Genomic DNA, 20,207 nt, shown 5'->3' with positions numbered 1-20,207 from the left:
ATACTTTGGATATATACCTGCTTCCCTATATTTCGTATTATATACTTAACTATTATTTCTTCAGCAAGTCGCGTATCTCCGTAAGCAATTTGATATCGGCAGGTGGTTCTGCCGGTGGAGCCGGAGCCTTTTCTTCTCTCTTCTTCAGTGAATTCATGCCTTTTACCATCAGAAAGATGATGAACGCGAGGATTATAAAATTAATCACCACCGTAACAAAATTACCCCACGCAAAAACAGGCCCGAGTTTTTTCGCTTCTGCAAGCGGAAGGCCAGACGTAACTTTATTGGAGAGCGGAATATATAGGTTGGAGAAGTCTGCCTGAAAAGCAATTCCCACCAACGGCATAATCAGATCATTAACAACTGAATTAACGATAGTACCGAACGCGCCACCGATGATAACACCCACCGCGAGATCCATAACGTTTCCGCGCAGGGCAAATTCCTTAAATTCTTTTAGCATATCGGAGAGAGTTTGATTTCATTGAAAATACATCATATAGCCTTAACAACAAAACGATAGTTTCTGTTACCATCTGAAAAGAATAACAAAAAATTGTACCTTTTAAACAAAGTCCTTTCTATGCCTGGCCGAAAACGTGTAGCCTCCGGAAAAAAAACCTTTGTCAAGAAGAAGAGCAAGGGCGTTAAAACAACTACCAAAAAAAAGAAAGTCAGTGTGTTACAGGCTTTGCACGAAAGTCAACAAAACCTGACGCTGGCGCTGGATGCAGCACATATGGGCATTTGGGAATGGAACATCAAGACCAATGCCGTGAAATGGTCCGACAATGTGCTGGAGATTTTCGGGCAAACCAAAAAATCATTTGATGGTACGTTCGATGCATACCTGAAGCTGGTATACCCGGAAGATGTAGCCTTACTCAACACGGCTATTCAGGAAGCGATCACTTCAAAAAACAATTATCATGTACAACATCGGATCGTACTCCGAAACGGAGCCATCCGCTGGCTGGAGGGCGTTGGCAAAGTGCTGGTTGATAAAAAAGGTAACGCGGTAAAGATGACCGGCACGGTGCAGGATATCACCGAGTTCAAATCAAAAATTGCTGAACGGGAAGACTGGAAGATGCGCTACGAACTTATCACGGCTTCTTCCGGCCAGGTGGTATACGACTATAATATACCTTCCGGAAAAATCGTGTGGAGCAATAACATTCGCGAAGAGCTTGGCTACTCGGCACGCGAAATGAATGATATAGCTATATGGGGAGAACTTGTTCATCCGGACGACCGGCAGGAAGCTTTTCAACAACTGGAACGTGCCGAAAAATCACTCCGGAAATATGATGTTGTTTATCGCTTCAAAAAGAAGAATGGTGAGTATATTTCAATACATGACCGCGGATTCTTTTTACCCGGCAGCGATGGCAAGGCTTACCGCATGCTGGGCACCATGCAGGATATAACCGGGCAGATAAATGCCGAAGCCGAGATCAGGCAAAGTATACGCTTTCGCGAAAGTATAGAGAAGACTATGCCCGGTGAGCTATATGTATACGACCTGACACACAAGCGCTATATATATACCAACGGTAAAACACTGAGTGGCTATACGCAGGAAGATGTGCAGCGCATGGGCGATGGCTTTCTGTACTCGCTCATTCACCCGGACGACCGCCCGAGCACGGACTGGAACAAAGAACCCTTTGATGTTATCAAAGAATCGCTCTTCCGGTTAAAGACCAAAAGCGGCAACTGGATCTGGGTATCTAACCGAAATACAGTATTCAAAAAAGATGATGCCGGCAACGTAACGCAGGTCATCGGTATAGCCCAGGATGTAACGGAACAGAAACTTGCCGATGAGCAGATACGCCTGCGCGAAAGAAGTTATCGTGAACTTTTTGATTCGGTAAACGAAGCGATCTATGTGCAAAATCCTGACGGCACCTTTATCGATGTAAATGAAACGGCCTGCAAAATGTATGGCTACGATCGAAAGGAGTTTATCGGTAACACACCGGCATTTCTTTCGGCACCGGGTAAAAATGATTTTGATAAACTGATCTATCAAACCGAGCTGGCCTTGCAGGGACACTCGCAGTCGTTCGAGTGGTGGGGACTGAAAAAAGACGGCACTATATTTCTCAAGCTGGTGCAGCTCACCAAAGGATCGTACTTCGGGAAAACAATCATCTTCGCCACGGCACGCGACATAACTGAAGAGCGCAAAGCAGTTGAACAACTGAACCAGAGCGAACAAAGTTATCGCGAATTGTTTGATACCGTGCGGCAGGATATATATATACTTACCCTCGATGGTATCTTTATCGATGTAAACAAGGGCGCCTGCGAAATGTACGGCTACAGCCGTGAAGAATTTATAGGGCGCTCTCCGGAGTTTCTGGGGGTTGAAGGCAAAAACGATCTCGCTCACCTGAAAGTAGCTTTTCAGCAGGCAGCACAGGGTATACCACAGTCTATCGATTGGTGGGGACGCAAGAAAAGCGGAGGTGCGTTTCTGCGCGAGGTGAGCATCTCCAAAGGTATATATTTCGGCCAGGAAGTGTTGATCGCGCTGGCCTGGGATATAACCGAACGCAAGAATACAGAAGATATACTTCGTGAGAGTGAACTTCGCTTCCGCAACCTGATACGCAACCTCAACATCGGTGTGGTGCTGCAAGACCCGGAAGCAAAAATTATACTCACCAATAAAACAGCACAGGAATTATTGGGTTTGCCGGAAGACGTAATGATGGGCAAAACATCGTTCGACTCAAGCTGGCACGTAATTCACGAAGATGGCTCGAACTTTCCGGGCATCGATCACCCGGTGCCGCGCGCTATACGGTCGCTTAAACCTGTAAGAGGTGTAGTCATGGGTATACATCGGGCAAGCAGAAGAGACCTGGTATGGCTGCTCGTAAATGCCGAGCCGTTACTGAATGAACAACAGGAACTGATCGAAGTGATCTGTACTTTTACCGACATCACTGTACTCAAAACCATTCAGCAGGAACTTCGCGAAAGTGAGCAGCGCTTCCGCATTTTACAGGAAGCATCGTTTGGTGGTATAGGGCTGCACGACAAGGGTGTTATCATTGACTGTAACCAGGGACTTTGTGATCTGACCGGGTATAATTACGAAGAACTGATTGGCCGCAATGGTCTTGAACTTATTGCACCCGAGTGGCAGCAGGTGGTTATCAAGAATATACAATCCGGGTACGAACGTCCTTACGATGTGGAAGGTATCCGGAAAGACGGTGCACGCTATTTCCTGGAAGTGCATGCTAAAAATATCCCGTACCACGGTACCACTATACGCGTAACGGAGTTTCGCGATATCTCGGAGCGCAAGCGATCGGAAGAAAAGATCATTGAACAGAATATCCGGTTGCAGGCCATTACAGAAGACCTGAAACGCAAAAACGAACAGCTTGAAGAGTTTACCCAGATCGTATCGCACAACCTGCGGTCACCGGTAGGAAATATACTTACGCTTCTCAACTTCTTTGAAGGCACAGAAGCTGCTGATGAACGCGCAGAATATTTGAAGCTGCTGAAAGAATCGGGGGCTACTACACTGAATACGCTGCATGAATTGAACGAAGTACTCAAGATCAAGCAGAACAGGAACATCGAGAAGCAGGTGTTGTCGTTTGAAAAAGTTTTTGCCCATGTAAAAGCGATGCTCAGCGCCAAGATTGCTGAAACGGGGGCCGAGATACATATTGATTTTTCGCAGGCACCGATCATCGAGTATCCGCGCATTTACCTGGAAAGTATATTATTGAACCTGCTCAGCAATTCGTTGAAATATATTTACCCGGGCAGGCCACCCATTATACACTTCAAAACGTTTAACATCAAGGACCATATTTACCTGCAGGTGTCCGACAACGGACTGGGAATTAATCTGGAACGCTACGGCCACCAGGTTTTTAAGCTGCGAAAAACATTTCATCGCCACCCAGAGAGCCGGGGTATTGGATTATTCATGATAAAGAATCAAATTGAAGCCATGGGTGGAGAAATCATTCTTACCAGCAAGGAGAACGAAGGAACCACTTTTAGTGTTAACTTTAATAAGTATCTGACCGATGGAAAATAAGACTCCCATCATTGCCCTTGTCGATGACGATAAGGTTTTCCAACTGACAGCTTCGCGCACCATCAAGGCAGCACAGCTTACAGACAAGATTCTTCAATTTGAAAATGGAGAAGATGCTTTGGTATTTCTGAAAAATCACGCCAGTGATTCTGAGACCCTCCCCGACTATATCTTCCTGGATATAAATATGCCGTATGTAGATGGCTGGATGTTTCTGGAAGATTACTCGCTGTTTAAAACTAAACTCTCCAAGCCGATCGAAATATATATGGTAAGCTCCTCGATCGATCCACGCGATGTAGACCGCGCACGCAACAACGAAAACGTCCGTCAGTATATCATCAAACCCGTAACACGCGAAAAATTTATAGAGTTGCTCGGCAAAGCTGCCGCTTAGTTTAGCAGAAAGCATAAAGTGTAAAGCTGAAAGTAAATGCACACTCCTTTAAGCTTTTCGCTTGCATTTATCTGTGAATTCTATGGGAGATATTCTGCATTTGAATATCGAACAAGGAACATCGATCAACGAATGATGAAGTTAAATGCACATCGTTTCCTACTTTATGCTTTAAACTTTCTGCTTTGCATTCATTTGTGTAAATCTGCGCGAAACAAAATGCATTATCCGTGTTGATCTGTGAGTTCTGTGGGAAATATTTTTGCATTTAATCTGCGTTGATCTGCGCGATCTGCGGGAAATACTCTGCATTGAATATCGAACAAGGAACACCGATCAACGAATGATGAAGTATATATCTGCTCAATAGCAACTATTTCTCCAATCCCTTCTCCTTTGCAATCTTCATTACCAATGCCAATGCTTCTGCGCGATCGTTCCGGATGTTACCTTCGAGGATTGCTTCTTTGATCTGCTCTTTTATTTCACCAATCACACGCCCGGGAGGAAGATTGAACATCTGCATGATCTCGTCACCGGTAACAGGCGGCTGAAAATTACGGATACTATCCTTCGCCTCCACTTCCTTCATCTTCTCCTCCACCAGGTCGAAGTTCTTCAGAAAGCGATTTACCTTTTCGTTATTCTTCGAAGTTATATCCGCACGACACAACTTCATCAGTGCATCCGTATCTTCACCTGCTTCGAAGAGCAGTCTGCGTATAGCCGAGTCGGTAACTTCTTTTACCAATGCGATCGGGCGAAGGTGAAGCTTCACCAGCTTTTGCACGAACAGCATCTTCTCGTTCATGGGCAACTTCATTCTGCGAAATATACCTGGCACCATGCGCCCGCCTTTATCTTCATGCCCGTGAAAAGTCCAGCCATGTACTTTATCAAAACGCTTGGTGGCAGGCTTCGCTATATCATGCAGGATAGCTGCCCATCGCAACCACAGGTCGTACGACATTACCGATACATTATCAAGCACCTGCAGCGTATGGAAGAAATTATCCTTGTGTGTTTTGCTGCCTACATATTCCACGCCATGCAACGCCACCATCTCCGGAAAGAAATGCTTAAGCATGCCGCTGTGAAAAAGTAATTTGAATCCATACGAAGGCACCGGACTCAGAATGATCTTGTTCAACTCATCCGTTACACGCTCCTGCGAAACAATCTTGAGTCGCTCCGCTTGTTGAATGATCGCTTCAAATGTATCCGGATCTATATCAAAGCTCAGCTGCGAAGCAAAGCGTATAGCGCGCATCATACGCAGCGGGTCGTCAGAAAATGTAATGGATGGATCAAGCGGAGTGCGGATCATTTTCTTTTTCATATCCGCTACACCGTTGAATGGATCGATCAGCTCTCCAAAGTTTTTTTCGTTAAGACTGATCGCGAGTGCGTTCATGGTAAAGTCTCTGCGCTTCTGATCATCATCCAATGTACCGTCTTCCACAATAGGTTTTCGCGAATCACTGCGATACGATTCTTTACGCGCCCCAACAAACTCAAGGTCGAGATCTTCGTAGCGGATCTGCGCTGTACCAAAACTTTTATACACCGTAACGTGTACCGAAGGGCCTAACTCCTGCGCTATCGCCTGCGCGAGTTGTATACCACTGCCTACACAAACAAAGTCTATATCTTTGGACGGACGCTCCAGGATGAGGTCGCGTACATACCCGCCTACTACATAGGTATCAACTCCAAGGCGATCACCCACTCTACCGATGATCTTGAAAATTTTTCGCTCAAGCGAAGAAGCCAGGTTCATGCAACAAATCAGTTCAGCCTCCAAAGGTAGGGATATAGTGGGAAAGTGTATGAAAAAAAATCGCCCGCAGCCAAAACCGCAGGCGATATTTCCGAAAGGGCCTCGTAAAATTATTGTTCCCACAGAACGCACAGATCAACACAGAATAAAAACAGCCGTTGTTTCCCGCTGATCCCGCTGATTAACGCAGATCAAATGCAACCGAAACTTTAAACCTTGAGCTCTAAGCTACCAACACTACTTATTAAACGTTGGGCATGGTATAAACTTCTCTCGTTTCTTGGTGCGTGCTTGTGTTGCCAGCTCTATGTTGAACTTCAGCGCAAGCTCGTGTGCACCGCCTGAGATCGGGCCAAGATCGGAGACGGTTATATCGTAGCTATAGCTGAACTCAAACGTCTTCAACTGAAATCCCAGAATTACAACCACTGCATCCTGACTAATGTTGTCGCGTACATTTTGTTTGATCGGTATACCTCTATACCAGAGTCCTACAACAACAGGCTCGTATAAAAAGTAAGTACCGATATCCAGCTGATCAAATTTACCCTGACGTTTATAGACAAATGAAGGCGCTATAGCCGCTACACGGTCGCGCTTGAACACGCCATGATACAACGGTATACGTATCCCTCCATGTATACTCGTTTTAGTCGGTATCTCTGCTTCGTCATTTGTGAGCGAGCGATTCGGCCTGTTCAGGTGTGCGGTAGAAACACCGATCCATATCTTGCGACTATACGCTAATATACCGGCACCAAAATCAAAGTATGATGTATTCTGCAAATTAAGATTGGAAGGTGGAGGAAGCCGTATACCATCCTGGTCAAATTCCAGTTGATCATAGAATACTAATTTATTATAGTCAACCGAGCGAAAGCCGAGGCCAAAGTTCAACCCGGTGGATAGCATCCATTTATCCTTGAGATGTACTTTATAGGAGTATTGAAAATTAGCCTGCGTGGATTTCATGTTTGCCGAACCGGCTTTATCCTGCGTTACCAGCAGACCAAAGCCACTGTTCAGTTTCTCCATGTTATAGTCATACGAAACAGCATACGTCTGAAACGCTGTCGTAATGTTAGGCCATTGATTTCGATAGTTCGCTATAAAGCGGTGATCGGCCGCGGTACCGGTGAAAGCCGGATTCATATATAGCGGTGCCGCATAGTATTGCGAAAACTCCGGGTCCTGCGCAAAAACCGTGAGTTGTATCATTATCAATATCAGCGTATATATCTTCTTCATTCCCTTACCTCTTTCGTTAACCGTTAACGTTATACGTTAACCGTCTTATACTTTAAACATTGAACCTTGAACCAGAAACCTTAAACTTCATCGGATCAAACTCACATCGCCTGTCCGCGTAAACTTCTTCCCGTCATCATACTCCACGGTGATCTTGTAGATATATACATCCTGCTGGCAGAGTACGCCTTTATAGTATCCGTCCCATCCGCTATCCGGATTTGTACTCTCAAAGAGCAATTCGCCCCAGCGGTTAAACACCAGCATCTGAAACTTGGTAACACCACGCATCAGCGGTATAAATATTTCATTCGCCATGGCATTGGTGCTGCCGGGACCTGAAAGATTCGGAGTAAATGCATTGGGTATTTTAAGTTGCCCGCTCTTGTTGGTGAGCACTGCCGATGCAACGGTTACGGTATCCGAACAACCAGAGCTGTTATAGGCTATCAACGTAATGTCGTACGTTCCCTCCTCTTTATAGGCATGCTGCGGCTCGAACTCTGTGGAGGTAGTGCTGTCGCCAAAATTCCACAGGAAGCTGGTGGCGTTAAAACTCTTGTTGTTGGTATAGAGTAAGTCGCCCGGTATACTGAGCACATGCGGGTATACCGAGAATTGTGCTGTAGGCGATTCATATACTTCAATGATCATCGATTTGGTAATACTTACTGTATCGCCCAGGGCATTGGTAGCGGATAGTGTTACTGAATATATACCGGGCTCGTAATAAGTATAGCTTGGATTGATGGCACGCGATGTACCCTGATTAACACCAAACTCCCAATGGTACGAAGCCGGATCAGCATACTGCGATTTGTTTACAAAATTTACGGTGAGAGGCGAGCAACCTGCCGGAGGAAAATAATCGAAGTCCAGCACCGGAGGTATAGGGTTAATCTGCACTGTTACCACCTGGCTCTCTTCACAATCATTATCGCGCACTGTAAGACTGATGGTATAGGTGCCATACGTAGCATACGTGTGACTCCCCGGATTTGCACTGGTTGATGTAGTGCCATCACCAAAATCCCAGCGATAATCCCATGGCCCGGGCGTTGTGTTGTTTGTAATAGTAACCGTTGAAGCTGGTAATGTCTGCGTCATCGGTGTAGCGGTGAAAGATGCATTGATTGCATTTGTCTTCGGCACTACTACGGAATGTATCGTGGCTGCACTCTCACAATTGGTAAGGTTTGTGGTCTTCAACGTAACGGCTACTGTCTGATCCACGGTAGAAGAACGCAGCACCTGGTAATCAAAATTATCGCCATCGGTAGTAGAAGTATACATGACACTTCCATTGATCGATATACTCCACGCATATTCCAGCAATCCTTTTTGCGTAGCATCCAGGTTAAGAATTACTTTCTCGCAATCATATACCACCGTATCAATCGTAAAATCTGAAGGTGGTATAGGGTTTACACGAATCACGCGCGAAGAATCGCCATAGCATCCACTCGGCAATACGGCACGCAGGTCTACAGTAAAATCACGGATCGTGGTCGATGTATTATTAAATATATAGCTGAAGGTTGGCGTTGTGCCTGTACTGATCTGATCGATCTGTCCGGCTGCATCCGAAATCGTCCATATATAGTCTGACGGATTGAGCGATTGCGTCTCGCCATCCACGGCAAAATTTACCGATACAGGCGAGCAGTTATTATTGAACGGCGAATAGTTAAGCGGTATAAATCCGGAGCGCGGCCCGGGATATACCGTAATGGTGCGCGGTGCAGATATAGTCTCACAATCGTGCGTAGTAATTACCCGAAGTCGCACGGTATAGGCAATATTGGTGGTGAGGTTATTGGTAAACGACCGACTATAGATTGCACTAAAACCCGGATCGGTTGGTCGCTGTATAGAATCTACAACAAAGCCGCTGCCATCATCAATCTCCCATATATACTCTTTAATTATATCGGGCTGCCCTGCTACCGATGTGTTGGTAAAATTAACCGTAAGCACACTACACCCTGCAGCCTGATCGGCCGTAAAGCTGGCTACCGGCATCGGGTCAACAAACACATCTTTATCCAGGATAGTAGCACATCCGCCCTGGTCGGTAGTAATACGCAACGCAACGCGGTGGGTACCGGCCGTAGCAAATGTATAGTTAAACGCTGTCTGGTTATCGAGTGTCGGGTCTTTGGTAAATGTACCGCTATAGTTCATATCCCACTCACGCAGCACAATGCGTTCGCCCATGATCGGGTTTACCGTAGAGGCTTCCACAAAAGCCGTAGCCGTACCAACGCAAACACGATTCGCAGTAAATACCGGCACCGGTTTTTCAAAGACGCGTACCTGTACTTCATCACTCGATTCGCATAGCGTAACATTATCGCGGATACTTAATCGTACACGATATATACCTTTGGTAGTAAACACCCGGTCGAACGGACCGAGCGCTGTGCTGGAGTAGCCGCCTCCTACCGGGGCTTCGAGTATACGGTTGTTGTTCTGATCAAAAAATTCCCAGCGCCAACCAGTGTTCGCAGTAATAGCACCTGTAGAAGCATCGGTAAACCGCGCATTGAAATTGGTAAACGGTGCTGTAGCCTCCTGGCAGAAGTCGGGCGTTATCGGTATATCCGCTAAATCCGTTACCAGTATATTCGCTACCAGTGCCGGAGTTATATTTACCAATGCTGTTACTTCTTCTATACACGAACCTTGTGCCGTAGGATTTTCTGCACGTAGACGAATCAGCTTCGTTCCTCCGGTTGGATAAGCAAAGGTAGGATTGCGTTGTGTACTCGTAGAGAGCAACGTGGTGCCGGTAGCATCATCGTAAAACTCCCAGGTATAATTGAACGCACCTGCATTGGGCGTCTGGTTACGAAAGAATATAGTCTCGTTAATACAGAAACTGGTGGTGGGTACATTCGCATTATCGAGTGTAATAAAAGCCGGGTCCGGTGCATCTACAATAACTATATATCCGCGGGTAAGCACAGCATCGCCATAGTTGGGATTAACGGGATCACCATTCCACGGATTACATACGTTCCAGTTATAGAGTGTTACTTCAAAACGATTGCCTACAAGATTGGCTGCGTTGGCCGGAGCATTCATCGGAAATGTAGCAGCAGTCGGACCATCTGCCGGAAAAGGTATAGTCTCTACCGGGCCAAAGTATGCACCTGTTACCGTTGTACCCGTACCCCGTGTAATAGTGGATACAAGATTACCCGTTCCATCCGTAAGCCCTTGCACAGCACCATCGTTCAACGTGAGGTTACGGATCGTAGCAGCCGCATTATGATTGGTACCATATACAAACTGAACATGGCGCGCCAGGCGATTCGGGTTATCGGGCTCTACCGCTATATTACAGTTAAACTCCGAGTCATCCTGAAATATAGCATTCACCACCGGGTTGCCGTAGCACACATCCCAGTTCGGTGGTGTCATCGCTACTATACCATTCGCCTGTTGATCCGTTCCCCAGAAGAATGCTGTTTGCGTTTGTGATGATGTAGGACAAATAACACCGTTGATAAAAATAGAAGCCGTAGGTATGATATTACACTGGCCGTTATTATCGGTATATAAAAAAGTAGCGTTCGCGGTAAACGCAGTGTTTCCGGCACTTGGCACAAGGCCGCTGCCTAAATCAACCAGCGTGTTGGAGTTGAGCGGATCATTCCATTCATATAAAATGGAAATGGTAGCGGGATCTTGTGCAACGTTGAAGTAATACGTGATCTGAAATTGCGTCACTTCTACAGGCGCGCAATCCTGGTCTGTATTAAAACTAATATCGATCTGAGGACGCAGTGTATTACATTGTGACTGCGCCTGGTATGCAATAATCGTAAATAAAAAGAGTAAGCGTAAAGTTTTCGTCAGCCTCATTCAAACCGGTTTCTGGGTAGTTGTTCAACCGATCAAGAGCCAGCCAAGACATATCTTTATTCAAAAAAGATGCGCAAAGGAAACCCATTAAAAATGGATGAATCATTTTCACTTCGATGAAATTAGTGTTTGGCCGTGCGAATGGTATGATAGCCGGGTAAACTGAAACAACTTTATTCGCGTGATGTGCGTCTGCAACCATTCAAGTATCTTCATCATCAAAATAAAAAATCTCATGGATCGCAGAACTTGCCTTCATCATCTTTCGGCAGTAGGTTTAGCGGCTCTACCATTTTCGCGAATGACTACTGAAACTGTTTTAAAAAGAAAGATACCTTCTTCCGGAGAATTATTGCCTGCGATTGGCCTGGGCACGTGGCAGACATTTGATGTTGACGATGATGCCGCGGCACGCGCTCCGCTGAAAGAAGTATTGAAGACATTAATCGCCAAAGGCGGAAGAGTAATAGACAGCTCGCCTATGTATGGAACTTCAGAAGATGTTACCGGTGATCTTTCTACAGAGCTTAACCTGAATGAACAACTTTTTGTTGCCACGAAAGTGTGGACAACCGGAAAAGAAAATGGCATTGCTCAGATGAATCGTTCTTTCGCGAAGCTGCAACGAAAAAAGATCGACCTGATGCAGATTCATAACCTCACCGACTGGCAAACACACTTGCGTACTTTACAAGCCTGGAAAGAAGAGGGCCGCATTCGTTACCTCGGCATTACACACTATACCGAGAGTGCCTATACTTCCATTGAAAATATTATAAAGAACAACACCGTTGATTTTCTGCAGATCAATTATTCGATGTTGCGCAGAACGGCCGAGGAACGTCTGTTTCCGTTGGCGCAGGAAAAAAATGTAGCGGTGATTATCAACCAGCCTTTCGAAGAAGGTGAACTCTTTCAGCGTGTGAAAGGTATAGATCTTCCGGAATGGGCAGCTGCATTTGATTGTCACAGCTGGGGACAATTTTTTCTGAAATTTATACTTGCAAAAAATGCCGTAACGTGCGTGATACCGGGCACATCAAAACCGCATCACATGGCCGACAACATGGAGGCGGCATTCGGAAAATTACCGGATGAAAATCAGCAAAAGCAGATGCTGCGCCTCATCGAACAGCTGAAAAAATAAAATCCGTTAACCTTCACTCACAAAATTTATCGGCGCTTCCTAAAATTTATTGAAAAAGTTAACAGTCTTCGTGCGCTATAGTCATGGAGAATATTTGTTTATTCCTTAAATTTAGGAAGACCTGAGTTGTCGTGCCTATGAATAAATTTTTACTGCTACTCTTTTTATCAGCCTCGTTCACCACCTTCGCGCAAACCCAGCGCATCTCCGGTAAAGTTACTTCTGCTACAGACGGAAGCGAATTACCCGGTGTAAGTGTTATCGTAAAAGGCACACCGCAAGGTGCTATTACCGATGCAGAAGGTAAATATACATTAGAGGTAACATCGGGAACGATGCTCGTATTTTCATTTGTGGGCTATCGTACACAAGAGGTACCGTTGGATGCCCGCCTGGTAGTTGATGTAAGCCTGATCGAAGAATCGACCGAGCTTACCGAAGTGGTCGTTACCGGTTATTCTTCCGTGGGAAGACGCGAGCTCACCGGCTCTGTGGCTTCTATCAAAGCCTCTAACTTTAAAGAAATTGCACTCACCGGTATAGATCAGGCCTTGCAGGGACAAGCGCCCGGTGTACAAGTTACACAATCGTCCGGAACACCCGGGGGTGGTATATCTGTGCGGATTCGCGGCAGTACATCGATTAATGCATCGAACCGTCCGTTGTTTGTAATCGATGGTATACCCGTTTCTTCCGGATCATTATCCCTTCGCGATTTTGGCGGGCAGGACGATAACGCACTCTCGCTGATAAACCCCAACGATGTTGCCGATATACAGATATTAAAAGATGCTTCCGCCAAAGCTATGTATGGCTCGCGCGGTGCCAACGGTGTAGTGCTCATCACAACCAAAAAAGGTAAAAAAGATATAACCCGCATCAACTTCGATGTGCAGCGTGGTATCGTTGACCCCGTAAAGAAAGTAAAGCTGTTGAACTCCACGCAACTTTTGGAGTTACAACGGGAGGCCTACACGAATGCCGGCAAAAACCCGGATGCTGCAGGACTTATACCCGGTGTTACCGATGCTGTTAACACGGACTGGCTAGACGAAATCTTCCGCACCGGCATTATGCAGCAATATCAGCTCTCGGCTACCGGTGGTGACGATAACACTACTTTTTATATGAGTGGTAACTATCGCAGCGAAGAAGGCGTGCAGCTCAATAATAAATTCGATCGCCTCAGCGGCACATTTAATGTAGAACGGAAATTTACACCCAAGCTTCGTGTAGGTACTAATCTTACACTTTCCAAAGCACTTAACAAACGTGTAAAAGGCGATAACTTCCTGGACGGTGTCTATTCCGGTGCACTCAAAAGTTTGCCCTATAACACACCGTATGACGAAAACGGTAAACTCGTAGGGCCGGGCTCTGCGCTCTATGCAGGCTTCCCCAACTTTAACCCGGTAGCCCAGGCGTTGTTACCACGCTTTAATACTTCCACCGTAAAAATTCTGGGAAGCATTACGGCTACCTATAAATTCAGCGATTACCTGCAACTGAAGGTAATGGCCGGTATAGATTACAACGACATCAAAGAAGATCAGTTCGAGTCGTCACAAACGGCCATTGGTGGTTATCTCTCCAGTGTAGGCGGCAAAGGATATGGTATATATAGCACCTCTACTGCGAGTAACTTTACTTCCAACGCCATCTTAAGCTATAACCGCGAGATTAAGGAAGGACATAACTTCAGTGCATTGGTGGGAACGGAAGTGCTTTCGCGTTTCAACTCTTCTTCCAGTGTGCAGGGACGTTTATTTCCCAGCGATGATTTTACCTATATCACCTCAGCCGGTATAGTCGATAATGGTACCTCAACGATTGTGCGCGGAGGATTACTCTCGTTCCTGGCAGAAGCGAAGTATGATATTCGCGATACCTATTTATTCTCGTTGTCGTTCCGCTCCGATGGTTCTTCACGTTTCGGTTCCGGTAACAAGTTCGCGTACTTCCCTGCTGTGTCAGCCGGATGGAGAATTTCGCAGGAAAAATTTTTCCATTCAACACTCATCAGCGATTTGAAATTGCGCGCCAGCTATGGCTTTACAGGAAACCAGGGTATACCTGATTTTGAATACCTCGGCACGTGGACTACAGCAACCTATAACGGTTCGTCCGGTGTAACGCCCGAAAATTTAGCCAACCCGAAACTGCAATGGGAAAATACCCGTGAGATCGACATCGGTACAGATATAGCTTTCCTCGAAGGAAGAATACAGGCCACTGTTGACGTATATAATAACAAGACCAACAAATTACTCTATGCACAACCCTACCCCTACACGACCGGCTTTGGCAGTGTAACAGGTAACATTGGTAATGTGCAGAACAAGGGGATAGAGTTAGGACTTGTCAGTGTAAACCTCGATGGCAAACTGAAATGGCGCACCGAGATCAACCTGTCGCGAAATATAAATCGCATTACCTACCTGGCCGATAGTATACCACGGCCAACCGGCTACCAGGCAGAAGGTGCCGGCACTACCAACATTATAAAAGTAGGAGAACCACTGGGTACATTCTGGGGACTGAAGTTTCTGGGAGTAGATCCTGCTACCGGCAATGCCATGTATAAAGATCTGAATGGCGATGACAAGATCACACAGGATGACGCGATGGTAATTGGTAATGCACAGCCTGATCTGATCGGTGGTATAACCAACCGGTTTAGCTATGGAAATTTTGATCTGAGTATATTCTTCCAGTTCTCGTTGGGGAATGATGTATTGAACCTTACCAAACAAACACTGGTAAATTCCGGACAGGATCTTACTACGAATCAATCGGTGGATGCCCTGCGCCGTTGGCAAAAGCCGGGCGATATTACTGATGTGCCACGCTATGCGGTGAGCACCGGTGATAATGCCAACTTTAACAACTACGAGAGCAGTCGCCTGATTGAAAACGGATCATACCTGCGTTTGAAGAATCTCGGGTTCGGGTATAATGTAAATGCCCGCGTGGCCGAAAAATTAAAACTGGAACGCCTGCGTATATACCTCTCCGCTACTAATCTGTGGACGTATACAAAATACTCAGGTGCCGATCCGGAAGTGAGCACGCTGGATGGTTCTACCACCGCGCAAGGCATCGACTTCTTTACATTGCCACAGGTACGCACTATCACGATCGGATTAAATGCAACACTGCGATGAAACGAATTTTTAAATATATAGTATTTCCTATACTGCTGATCGTAGTGAGCGCCTGCGATCTGCTGACACCAGAACCGGTAGATAAGCTGACGGATAATCTTGTGCTGAACGAGCCTTCCGATGTGCCGCAGGTAGAGATCGGTTTATACTCTGCCTTCCGCACCATTATACCGGCCACGGTTATAGCCGGAGATTTTACAGCGGATATGTTACTGCACAACGGAACCTTCTCGCAATACCGCGAGCTGGGCAACAAGCAGATCACCGCTACCAATGCCTCAGTCGCTACGTTGTGGGGCGCCATCTATAACACCATCTATATCGCTAATTTTATATTGGAGAAATTACCCAATGTACCCGGAGTATCTACGGTGCAGCGAAACAAAACGATGGGTGCTGCCCATTTTCTGCGCGGCTATGCCTACTTCACTGCACTCTATACTTTTGGCAGAGTGCCGCTGGCGTTAACCACCAACATTCAGACAAACCTGGATATACCGCGCTCCTCTACGGAGGATATATTGCAACAGGTGATTGACGACTATACCGCGGCATTGGATGAACTTCCGTCAACGCCTACCAACGCCAGCTATGCCGGAGAGTTTGCTGTGCGCGCTGCGTTTGCCAGACTATATCTCTTTCTGGGTAACTGGGTGCAGGCAGAACAATATGCTACACAGGTGATCGAGTCGGGTAAATATGAGCTCGAAAAAGATTTTGCTACCATTGTCAATACAGACCTCACCGATGAATCCATCCTCGAAGTAAGCTATACTATAGCAGACGATCCGGGCACCGATGGCAACATTGGTCTCAACAATTTATTTGTAGGCCGCAGGGAAATTATACCTTCCAACCAGGCGGTGCTGGCGCTCGCGTCTTCTGAAGCCGGCGATCGTTTTCAAACCATCAAGTTCGATGTGTCGAAACTGAAAGGTACCGATAATGGCTGGAGCGTGGCCAAGTATGGAACAGCCGATGCGGATAACAATGATGTGGTAGTGTTTCGCCTGGCCGAGATGTACCTCATTCGCGCAGAAGCCCGCGCACAACAGGGAAATGTATCCGGCTCAACATCGAGCGCGCGTACCGATATAAATATACTCCGCACACGGGCCGACTTTGAAGACAACAACAACAGTGTGCCGCTTATACCGGAGTCTGTAACACAATCGCAGATGCTGAAGCTCATTGAACAGGAGCGTATTTACGAGCTGGCATACGAAGGCCACCGCTGGTATGACCTGGTGCGCACCAATCGTGTTACACAAGTAATGGAAGCCTTTACTACCAACTGGCGCGATGCCTATACGTTGTGGCCTATACCGCTGCGCGAAATTCAAACTAACAAAGCCCTCGTGGGCGATCAAAACCCGGGCTACTGATCTATGAAAGGATATACTACGATAGGATATAAAATTATACTGCTCTTGCTCATCCTCACCGGATGCGAAACCAAGGAGATTCTTTTTACCGGGCCATACTTTGTTCGCTTCAGTGAAACATCTTCCTTCGCGAAAGAGAGCTATACTCCGACCATTAAAATTGAAGTACACAACGGTGGGCCTGCCACGGAAGACGACATCCTGATCAACTACGCGATCGGAGGTGATGCACGCGAAAATATAGACTATAAAATCCTCACCGAACGCGGCCTTGTCACCATCAAGGCTGGCGAATACTTTGGCTATATCGAAATACAAATGATCAATAACGCCAATGATATACTCCGCTCGCAGGATATAGTCTTTACCCTGCAAAGCTCAAGTGCCGATCGTGCCGTAGGCGAAGGTGAAAGCGCCATCGGCAAAAGTTTTACCTTCACCATCTTTGACGATTGTGTACTCGGAGGTAATTATACCGGCAAGAGTGGAAGCTATAGCGATAGCGATATAACCATTACCAGCACGGATTGTGAGAATTTTACCTTATCGAACTGGAACATTAATCCCAATGTATTTCAATCTTCCATTGTAATGGATCTTACGTTCATCGACAATGGCGATAATACTATTACTATTCCGGAGCAGGAAGAACAAAACCTGGTAGCCGATAAAGCAACAATCAAAGGCTCCGGCACCGTGAACCCGATTACCCGCGTTATCAACATGGAAGTAGTTCTGGTTGATTTTGACAGTGAAACTATACCCATTACACTAACCCCGCATTGATATGAAAGCATGCAGTTTGATATTGATCGTAGCTGTAGGACTCAGTCTTTCATTCTCCTGTTCGGAAGAAGTGAAGCCTACTCCCTATACCTATACACAAGTATTTACCGGGAAGAACAGCAAGACCTGGCAGATAAAATATTTTGAAGAGACCGCGAATGGAAAAGTTACCAATCGCTTTAATGTGTCGTGTACAGCAGATGACAAGTATACTTTTCATGCGGGCTCTGAACGTATTTTTGAAACGGCCAGCGGCTCGCGAAAATGTTTTGACCCGGCAGAAGATGATGTGATCAGCAACGTGTGGACCTTTAACAACGCTACGGCTACACTCACCATGATCATTCCGGTGCTCTCGGAAAACAGTCTCCCGTATATTGTACGGGAAGTCGACAGCGAATCGATGGTATTGGAAATATTCTTTGATGAGACCGGTACCGGCAGCTATAGAATACATTTTGAATCAACCAGTGAGAATTAGTCTATGAGACGATCGTTACCGATATATATACTGCTGTTCCTCTGCTCTGCAGCAGTCTTTGCACAAAGCCCTGTAAGAAAACCGGAGCCGTGTGCTACAATGGAACAAGACAGTCTGAACCGCCTTCGCTTTCCGCAGCGCGGCTCGCTGGATGATTTTGAATATGCTGTTCAGCAGAAGATACGCGAACTGACCCTATTGCAGCAGAGCGGCCGCACACAAGCCACCGTGCTCACGATACCGGTGGTGGTACACGTAGTGCACAACGGAGAGGCTATTGGCACAGGCACGAACATCAGCCAGGCACAGGTGCAATCGCAGATCGCAGTACTCAATGAAGACTTCCGCAGAAAAGCAGGCACACCCGGGTATAATACCAATCCCGTAGGGGCCGATATAGAAATCGAATTTTGCCTGGCACCGGTAGATGAGAATGGTGCGACACTTACCGAGCCGGGTATAGATCGCGTAGACGGCAACCAGGCCGATTGGTCGCGTGACCAGATCGAAAACCAATTGAAACCCAGCACCTATTGGAATCCTAACTTATTTTATAACATCTGGACTGTAAAGTTTGCTGCCAGCGATGCCAACCTGCTGGGCTATGCGCAGTTTCCCGATCAATCAGGATTAGCCGGTATACCTTCGAGTGGTCCTGCTACAACGGACGGGGTAGTGATCCGCTACCAGTCTTTTGGCTCTACCGATAAAGGTACATTTCCCGTGATGCAGGCACCCTATAACAAAGGCCGTACGCTTACACACGAAACAGGACACTGGCTTGGCCTGCGCCATATCTGGGGCGATGCTGTATGTGGTGATGACTTTGTATCGGATACGCCTACAGCACACACTTCCAACAGCGGATGTCCTTCGAAAGTAGGATGCGACAACGTAACGCTGGAGATGGTGCAGAACTATATGGACTATACCAACGATGCGTGCATGAACATTTTTACACAAGGACAGAAAACCCGTATTCGAGCTGTGATGGATGTGAGTCCGCGAAGAAAAACACTTATGAACGCGAACCTCTGCAGTCCGATCGTTGCCGATAAACCAACAGCTAACTTTACATCCGACAAACAATTTGTATTGCTCGGAGGTGATGTAAACTTTACCGATCTCTCTACCAACTTCCCTACACAATGGAGCTGGACGTTCGAAGGTGGCGACCCGAATACATCGACTGATCGAAACCCGCGTGTAACCTATACATTGCCTGGCACCTATAAGGTAACACTCGTGGCAACCAATTCGCTGGGAGCTTCCACCCCGTTGGCGATCGACAACTATATCACTGTATCAGAAGAAGGGTTGTGCGGCACGGCAACAAACTTTGATGAGAGCTATACTCCCTCTGCTATAAAAATGTCTACGCTCGGAAATTATACCGGGTATCTTACCGGCCAAAACAGTATGAAGACTACCGGTGTATCCGAGTTCTTTGTCAACTCGCTGGGATATTACTATATCAGTGGAGTAAAGATCAAGTTCGCCAAAGTAGTGGCTGCAAATGAAGATGCTACTGCTACTATTACCGTATGGAATGCACGCGGCCCGCAGAATGCACCGGCTGCTGTACTGGAACGCAAAACCGTTTTACTGAAACAGATCTTGGAAGATATAGCGCACAATCGAGCAACCACCGTTGTATTCGATCGCGAAACACCGGTGAAGAGCCGACCATACCAGGTGGGTGTAGAATTTAATTATACTACACAGGATACTGTGGTGGTTACTTCTTCTGCCAATGGAGAAGCACTGAACTCTACTTCATGGGTACAATCGCAGAGCGGAGCGTGGAGTCTCTTCAGCACATCGCTCGGAGCAAACATCGCGATGGATATACAACCGCTGGTAGG

At 46.4% G+C, this 20,207-nt stretch carries 12 protein-coding genes and 1 pseudogene; 9 read left to right on the top strand and 4 right to left on the bottom strand.

Going from position 1 to position 20,207, the window contains the following annotated elements; all coding sequences use genetic code 11:
- Positions 1-52 precede the first annotated feature (52 nt).
- Complete coding sequence (gene mscL, locus VIN08_RS19000) at positions 53-466, bottom strand: large conductance mechanosensitive channel protein MscL (protein ID WP_331968225.1); 414 nt, start codon at positions 464-466, stop codon at positions 53-55.
- A 120-nt stretch (positions 467-586) separates the two neighbouring features.
- Here mscL and VIN08_RS18995 point away from each other — a divergent pair, with 120 nt between their 5' ends.
- Together VIN08_RS18995 and VIN08_RS18990 are read left to right on the top strand one after the other, a co-directional pair.
- Positions 587-4,084 carry a PAS domain S-box protein gene (locus VIN08_RS18995; protein ID WP_331968222.1) on the top strand — a complete coding sequence of 1,166 codons (3,498 nt, stop codon included), beginning with the start codon at positions 587-589 and terminating at the stop codon, positions 4,082-4,084.
- Positions 4,074-4,481, top strand: coding sequence for a response regulator (locus VIN08_RS18990; protein ID WP_331968219.1), 408 nt, complete (start codon positions 4,074-4,076; stop codon positions 4,479-4,481). Before VIN08_RS18995 ends, VIN08_RS18990 begins: the two co-directional genes overlap by 11 nt.
- A gap of 373 nt (positions 4,482-4,854) precedes the next feature.
- Here the strand turns inward: VIN08_RS18990 and VIN08_RS18985 are convergent, their stop codons facing one another.
- The 3 genes from VIN08_RS18985 to VIN08_RS18975 all read right to left on the bottom strand — a co-directional run bounded on the left by VIN08_RS18985 (position 4,855) and on the right by VIN08_RS18975 (position 11,379).
- Positions 4,855-6,261 carry a CCA tRNA nucleotidyltransferase gene (locus VIN08_RS18985; protein ID WP_331968216.1) on the bottom strand — a complete coding sequence of 469 codons (1,407 nt, stop codon included), beginning with the start codon at positions 6,259-6,261 and terminating at the stop codon, positions 4,855-4,857.
- A gap of 237 nt (positions 6,262-6,498) precedes the next feature.
- The gene (locus VIN08_RS18980; RefSeq protein ID WP_331968213.1) at positions 6,499-7,509 is read right to left on the bottom strand and encodes a type IX secretion system membrane protein PorP/SprF; all 1,011 of its coding nucleotides are present in this window, start codon (positions 7,507-7,509) and stop codon (positions 6,499-6,501) included.
- 87 nt (positions 7,510-7,596) lie between these two features.
- Complete coding sequence (locus tag VIN08_RS18975; RefSeq protein WP_331968210.1) at positions 7,597-11,379, bottom strand: PKD domain-containing protein; 3,783 nt, start codon at positions 11,377-11,379, stop codon at positions 7,597-7,599.
- A gap of 301 nt (positions 11,380-11,680) precedes the next feature.
- Here VIN08_RS18975 and VIN08_RS18970 point away from each other — a divergent pair, with 301 nt between their 5' ends.
- The 7 genes and pseudogenes from VIN08_RS18970 to VIN08_RS28665 form a co-directional block, all read left to right on the top strand.
- Entirely contained in the window at positions 11,681-12,526 is an 846-nt protein-coding gene (locus VIN08_RS18970) for an aldo/keto reductase (protein WP_331968208.1), read from the top strand.
- A 137-nt stretch (positions 12,527-12,663) separates the two neighbouring features.
- Positions 12,664-15,690 (top strand): TonB-dependent receptor, encoded by a 3,027-nt coding sequence (locus VIN08_RS18965; RefSeq protein ID WP_331968205.1) that lies wholly within the window; start codon positions 12,664-12,666, stop codon positions 15,688-15,690.
- Positions 15,687-17,075, top strand: coding sequence for a RagB/SusD family nutrient uptake outer membrane protein (locus tag VIN08_RS18960; protein WP_331968202.1), 1,389 nt, complete (start codon positions 15,687-15,689; stop codon positions 17,073-17,075). Before VIN08_RS18965 ends, VIN08_RS18960 begins: the two co-directional genes overlap by 4 nt.
- 3 nt (positions 17,076-17,078) lie before the next feature.
- The gene (locus VIN08_RS18955; protein WP_331968199.1) at positions 17,079-17,861 is read left to right on the top strand and encodes a hypothetical protein; all 783 of its coding nucleotides are present in this window, start codon (positions 17,079-17,081) and stop codon (positions 17,859-17,861) included.
- Position 17,862: 1 nt separating this feature from the next.
- Entirely contained in the window at positions 17,863-18,342 is a 480-nt protein-coding gene (locus VIN08_RS18950) for a hypothetical protein (RefSeq protein ID WP_331968196.1), read from the top strand.
- Between the two features lie 3 nt (positions 18,343-18,345).
- Positions 18,346-19,278: pseudogene (locus VIN08_RS28670) on the top strand (zinc metalloprotease); the annotation flags it as partial.
- The coding region (locus VIN08_RS28665; RefSeq protein ID WP_414693302.1) for a PKD domain-containing protein at positions 19,264-20,207 on the top strand (944 nt) is incomplete at its 3' end. The pseudogene VIN08_RS28670 and the gene VIN08_RS28665, both read left to right, overlap by 15 nt.

The organism is Ohtaekwangia sp., assembly GCF_036568665.1.
Classification (GTDB): domain Bacteria; phylum Bacteroidota; class Bacteroidia; order Cytophagales; family Cyclobacteriaceae; genus Ohtaekwangia.
The sequence above is the reverse complement of the archived record's forward strand: the minus strand, read 5'-3'. Positions and strand labels throughout refer to the sequence as shown.